A 6,266-nucleotide genomic window follows, 5' to 3' on the forward strand; every position below is an offset into this window, starting at 1 on the left:
CTTGGTTTTGATAATTTTAGAATTTTAAATTTCTTAAAAAGATTTTTATTTAAGGATGATTTTATTTTTTCTTCTCTTTCTTTTAGAAAAAAACTTTGTAATGTTTCTAAATGAGCTAAAGAATTTCTTAATCTTTTTGAAAAATTTAGAAAAGAAATGAAAGCGCGGAAATTTAAATTTTTTAAATTCCCCTCTATCTTTGTTAAAAAAGAATGCTTTATTTTTTCTTCTATCTTTTCTGTGCTAAAAATCATATCTAGAATATCAATCAGTTCTCCAAAAGTAAATTCGTGTATTCCAAAGAAAATGGTGTCTTGTTGTTTTCTGGCTCTTGATAATATTTTAATTATTCTTATTTTTCTTTCTGCAGAAGAAATATTAATTAAAAATTCATTTCAGTCTTCTTGATTAAATCTTTCAGAAAGCGATATTTGTTCCCCTATAAAATAAGCTAAATTATTTCTTATATGTTTTTCAATTTCAGAAACTTTTTGATATAAAACTTTTTCAATTTTTTCATTTTCTAAATAAAAATTCTTAATGATTTCAAATGAAAAATCATCAATATATTTCTGTTGGTAATTTTTATTAAAAATTAATTTATCAAGATCTGGCATACCTGATTTTTCTAATTTTAAGTCCGAAATATTCATTTTTATAGTGCTAAAATTAGCAAATAACTCTTTAAATGGAGTTATTGCTTTTGTATAGTCGTGTTTTTTAAGAAATTCTTCAAGTTCAATTTCGTTTTCTACCTTCATTCCTTTATTTTTAAGTTTTTCAACCTGTTGTTTATAGTTCAAAAATTCATTGCTCATAATTAAATTATAATACTTTTTAATAGCATTTTCTAGTGCAAATTAATATTGAAAAGTATCTAAATCAGAGACAGCAAAAGAGTTCTTAAAAAATTTAAGAAAGACATTTTTCTTGTATTTTAGTGCTAGAATCTGAGAATTTTTGAAACTCTTCTTTTTCATATGTCTCTTTTCATAATTCTATAATTTCTGTTTGATTAATTCAATAATTGCCACCATTCACTGATGATTTAGGCTTAAATTCTAGTTTAGAAAGTTTGTTTATGATATCTTCTTTATCAAAGTCTTTTGAAACCTTTATGTAGTGTTCTGATTTTGAGTTTGTTACTGATGAGACTTCTTTGATTCTGGCTGAGTTTCCATTGATCACAAAATCAGCACTTTGATCTCCCCTTTTTAAAAACGAAAATGCCCTTATTTCCTGTATTTTCTGTGATTTTCTAAGATCTTTACTAGCGTCTTTTTGATCTTTTGTTCAGACATAAAAACTACAAGGAACGTGATAAGTTTTTGGTTGGTTATTCTCATAAATATAAAATGAATCATCTGGCAATTTAAATTCTTCAATTAATTTTCATTCTTTTGGAAATAAAGAGTATTTTTGATTTGTATGTTTAGAAAACGTATCAGGAAGAATAAAGGCAATTGTTGTTGCGTGAAGTTTAATAGCGTGCTTTATAAACTGTTTTGCAATTGTTGATCTCTGACCAAAAGGAGGATTTCCTACAAAAAGAATTTTGTTGCCTCAATTTTGACCAAAATCCAACTCAAAAAAGTCTTGTTTTTGAATTTTGTTTGTTCTTGGCTCAAGATCAAAAGCAAGTATTCTTTTGTTTAAATTACTAAAAGCACCTTCTCCAGCCGAAGGCTCTATTATTGTGCTGTATTTTGCTTTATTTTTGATTTTTTTAAAGCAAATTTTTGCAATTTCCCTTTTTGTATAAAACTGATCATTATTAACTTTCATATTCTAATATTATAGTTTAAAACTATAAAACTTTAGCAAACTAAAAAACAGATTTAGCAATAATTTTAGAAATATAATAAGAAAATATTAATTTTAATTTTAGTAGTGATATAATAATTATCCGAAGCCCTGAGGAGGGAGGCACTGGTGAGTGTCAAAAAAGCAGGTTACCTGCTTTTTTTTATTTCATATTTTAAAATATTTTATATAGATTAAGTTCAAAAAGGGGTTATTAACTAAAAAATTATTTTAGTTATTTGTAAAACTAATATTTTCTCTTAAGTTATTTGACTTTATTTTAAAAAATCTAAAAGAGCTTATAATTAATATATACATAAAATTGAATTCTTTTTAAAAAATTAATTGAGAGGGAATTTGCAAAAAAGAAAAGGAGGTATAAAATGGCGTCTATTTTAAAAAATTTATACGCAACAGACGAGATAAAAAATCATATAGGCGTTGATGAAAACACTAATATTTTTAAGAAGCTCGGATATAAAGATATTGTCTTTTTTATTCAAAGTGACGATTATACAAAAACATTCTATATAACCAACAAAGAAAGAAAACAACGTGTTTATTATTCATCTGATGATAATTTATATGATATTGTTTATGTTCCCGACCTTGAAAATAAAGATCTTTTCAATTTAGATGTTGTAGATAAAATCTATGTTCATGCTTTTTTATTAAGATTCTTTTCGAAACTAAAAAACTTCAATTGTTATAACTGAGAAGCAAGTATAGATTTTATAATGAATTGAATTTATGATGATTTAAACAATACTTTAAGCGAGTTGCAAAAAAGATATCCTGATTTTTATCCTGATTTTTCTAAGAAAAACTTAGATCAATGGGCTAAAATAATTGCGAAGGGTGAATATAATGACTTTTATAACTATTGCCCTGACTTTTAAGAAGTTCATTAAATTAACTATAAGACGTTTCTATTAGTATCTTGTAGATAAAAGCATTTTATTTACAAAAAGACTATTTTTAGCTGTTGTTCAATTCTTGATATTACAATTTTTTAAGTTATTTTTGAAATTTATTATTCATAAATCATATAATAATATTGGTTGGCCCCCACCATACGCGTGGGCTCACGGATGTGCTTCTTGACTCCGTGGTTTGAAAGATCGGTACTATAGGCCGGTTTTTCTTTTATATTTTTTTGACATAGCAACATTTTAATTGTTTTTTAAATTATTAATTTATAAGATGTATAATAATATTAGTTGGACCCCCATTATGCACATGGGCTCACGGATGAACATATTGGCTCCGTGGTTTAAAAAACCGGTACTATAGGCCGGTTTTTTGCTAAAACTTTTTTATCTTTCTTAATTTAGGGAGTTACAAAATGTTTCCATATTAATTCTTGTTTTACCTTGTATTTTGAGTTATATAAATTACCTTTTATTGTTTTTATTTTCATCTTTTGATTGTATCTTCTTTAGCCATTTAATTATAAGAACTAAAACAACAGAAAAAGCACTAACAAACACAAAAACAGAACCAATTATCAAAATAGATTGCCATGTATGAGATCAACCACTAGAATCTGCTCTATTTTCATTTCCTAATAAATTGTTACTTCAAATTAAAGCTATAAACGCCAAAATAGATGGGATGCTAACTCCCATAAATCAATAGAATCTTTCAAATTTCTTATTAACATAATTTTTGTGTTTTTCTAAAAGATTCTCTTGAGTTATTTGCTTTTTTAAAACAATAAAATTAAACTCATTATATAATGCAGTTCAGATATCATTTTTTATGAAAATTGGGTTAAAAATTAAAACAACATCATTGTTTAAATTTTCTTTTTCTCAATTTTTATAGTTGTTATCTATAGCTTCTAATTTTCACTTGAAACTAACATTTTCCTTTTCATTTATATCATTAATTATTTTTTCCAATTCCTTATTAATAAGATTATCAAGTTTTTTATCTTTTATTCACTCGTTGAATTCTTTTAATATATCATTTTTAATTTCCGTTCAACGCTTATTATTTAAATCTATTAATGAGAATGCAAAATTTCTTTTTTGAATTCAAAAAGCATCTTTGGTTTAATTTTATTTTCTATCATAAATATCTAATGGGTCAGTTTCTTCTTCTAATATATCGTTTAATAAAATCTTTTTTTCTTCTCCGGATAATTCAATCTTGTTTTTTCAAAGAAATTGGGTATGAGATAAAAAAACTAATTTTCCTGAATTGAGTACTTCACACTTTTTAAATATTTTTTTAAAGTGATTTCATAAATTTTCATTGTTATCAGTGAATTCTTGAATAAATTTTTCTTTTAATTCTTGTTCTGTTGCTATCTTTTTAATAGTTGTTCTTTTAACTAAATTTCCTTGTTCGTCAACATCAAGATCTGCCACTTCTTCAACATCTTTATAAAAATAAACTTCTTCATCATCAAAATACTGAAATTCCAATATAGTTCTACTAACAGGACCATAATTAAAAGCATAAAAATCTTTAGTAAATAATTGATCTCCATTTTCTTTTGTATAGTAAAAATTAAGGAATCACAAGAATTTTTGTTGTCAAGTTTTGTATTTTGCATTTGTTATTCCATTAATATTTGCGTAAGAAATCAAATACTTCATTATGTTATAAATTTTAATTTTTTTCATTTTAAATACACAAAATTAGAAATTAAATTCCAATTTCACCTAAGTCAGGAGAGAAAAAATATACAATTATTTAAAATTAGATGAAAAGTAAGTAAAAAGAATCCGCGCGATTTTTTTCAAACCCCCACCCCTTTTTTCTCAAAGTTTTCAACTTTTCGAAAAGTGTTGGGGGTTTTTCATCGCAGTTTTTACCTAAATTCGAAATAATTTGTAAATCTTCTGGTATTTAAATTATAATTCATCTTTTGATTTTTGAAACCAAAAATCTCTGCAGGAGTTTTTCAATTTAAATTTGATTGAATTCTTTGGAAGTTGTAGTAGTTAGCGTATTGATCAATTGAATTAATGATCGATCATTTTGAGTTAAATTTTTCTCTGTTTAATCTAAACATTTCAACTTCAAAACATGCAAATAAATATTCAGATCCTCGATTATCGGTTGATACACCTTTTCTCGACATTGATTGAATAATTTCGTTGTCTTCTAAAAATTTTTTAAACTCAAAATTAGCATATTCTACACCATGATCAGAGTGAAAAATTTCTGGTTTTATTGAGTGTTTTTTTATCGCTCTTTTGACTAAATTAATTGTGTCTTCTGCAGTCCTTGTTTCTTGTAGTTCATAATCTAAAATCATGTTTGAAAAATCATCTCTAACAACGTGTAAATAATAGTAACCATCTGGTCTTTTTACAAACTTAATATCAGCTGTTAAAACTTGACCTGGATATTCAGCTTCAAAGCTTTGTAGATAATTTTCAGCTCATACTTTTCTGTATTTATCTTCTTTAGGAGGTTTTGCCGATTTTCCCTTGTACGCAGTACTTTTGTACCCAAATTCTTTGTAAAAAAGTCTAAATTCATGCTCTGTAATATTGCTTCAATTTTCATTTGAAATCTCTTTAATTTCATTATTAATAATGGTGTGATACATCTTATCTCTGCCCATTGTTTTTCCACTAATTTCAGAGCAAATTTTTATAGCATTGAAAATTTCGTTTTTGTATTTTTCATGCCTTCTTTGTTTTTGCGATTTGGGTCTAATTTTTCTGTAAAGATTAGTTCTTGTTGTTTCAAAGAATTTTGTTACATTTGAGGCGTTTACAGATTTCTGTGAAGTCTCTTTTTTATTCTCGTTTTTCTCGAGTTCTTCTCTGTAAATTTCGTGAATTTCCTCGTCTGTTATTTTGTATCTTCTTCTAAGTTCTTTGATTATTCTCACAATCATTCACTCGTCGTCTTCACGTTGTTTTTGTTGTCTGCTTTTTGGTGGTCTTCCTCTTTTTGAAGACATTATTTTTCCTGTCATACTTTCTAATTTCATCTCATCTATATGATACAACTTAATTCATTTTTTTAGAAGTTGAACAGCATTTAATTTTGCTCTTGAGTAAGCGTTTTTGTAGTTTAAATCACTTGAATTAAGTTCATATCTTTCGGAAAATTCATTTAAAAATAGTTCAACAGTTTTTCTCATTCCTGATTTTTCCAGGATTTTACAATATTTGATTTTTTGTTCTTTTGTGAATTGTTTTCTAGACATTTCAGTATTTTCCTTTCTACCAAAAATGTATATACTTTTTCTCCTAGCTTAATTCCAATTTCACCTTTCTTTCTTTTTATTTTTTCTTCTCTTCTTTTACAATTCTCTTTTTAAAATTATATCACCTTTGTATTTATAAATAAAAAAGCTAACACCATAATAAAGTGGGACAGAAAACTTAACAACACATTGTTAAGTTTTTTTGTTCCACTTTATGGTTACTTAAGCCCTCCCCCTAGGGGGAGGGGCGGCGGGCCTGCCGGGCAAAAAAGAAAGGAAAAAATGT

General features: G+C 26.1%; 6 protein-coding genes. 1 reads left to right on the forward strand and 5 read right to left on the reverse strand.

The annotated features are described in order from the left end of the window. Nucleotides 1-818: Abi family protein (locus tag JV122_RS04130; RefSeq protein WP_205843247.1), on the reverse strand; the 818-nt coding region annotated here is incomplete at its 3' end. A gap of 94 nt (nucleotides 819-912) precedes the next feature. Continuing rightward, the gene (locus JV122_RS04135) at nucleotides 913-1,785 is read right to left on the reverse strand and encodes a hypothetical protein (RefSeq protein ID WP_205843248.1); all 873 of its coding nucleotides are present in this window, start codon (nucleotides 1,783-1,785) and stop codon (nucleotides 913-915) included. 401 nt (nucleotides 1,786-2,186) lie between these two features. Between JV122_RS04135 and JV122_RS04140 the strand changes: the two genes are divergently transcribed. Further along, complete coding sequence (locus JV122_RS04140; RefSeq protein WP_205843249.1) at nucleotides 2,187-2,702, forward strand: hypothetical protein; 516 nt, start codon at nucleotides 2,187-2,189, stop codon at nucleotides 2,700-2,702. Nucleotides 2,703-3,197: 495 nt separating this feature from the next. On the opposite strand, the gene JV122_RS04145 is transcribed toward JV122_RS04140, so the two are convergent. The 3 genes from JV122_RS04145 to JV122_RS04155 all read right to left on the reverse strand — a co-directional run bounded on the left by JV122_RS04145 (nucleotide 3,198) and on the right by JV122_RS04155 (nucleotide 5,980). Beyond that, nucleotides 3,198-3,707, reverse strand: a complete 510-nt coding sequence (locus JV122_RS04145) for a hypothetical protein (RefSeq protein WP_205843250.1) — start codon at nucleotides 3,705-3,707, stop codon at nucleotides 3,198-3,200. A 159-nt stretch (nucleotides 3,708-3,866) separates the two neighbouring features. Beyond that, nucleotides 3,867-4,436 carry a type II toxin-antitoxin system antitoxin SocA domain-containing protein gene (locus JV122_RS04150; RefSeq protein ID WP_205843251.1) on the reverse strand — a complete coding sequence of 190 codons (570 nt, stop codon included), beginning with the start codon at nucleotides 4,434-4,436 and terminating at the stop codon, nucleotides 3,867-3,869. Nucleotides 4,437-4,624: 188 nt separating this feature from the next. Beyond that, nucleotides 4,625-5,980: a DDE-type integrase/transposase/recombinase gene (locus JV122_RS04155; RefSeq protein WP_205843252.1), complete on the reverse strand. Its 1,356-nt coding sequence runs from the start codon at nucleotides 5,978-5,980 to the stop codon at nucleotides 4,625-4,627. Nucleotides 5,981-6,266: the final 286 nt, after the last annotated feature.

Origin of the sequence: Mycoplasma procyoni (genome assembly GCF_017052595.1) — a bacterium.
Taxonomy (GTDB): Bacteria; Bacillota_I; Bacilli_A; order Mycoplasmatales; family Metamycoplasmataceae; genus Mesomycoplasma_A; species Mesomycoplasma_A procyoni.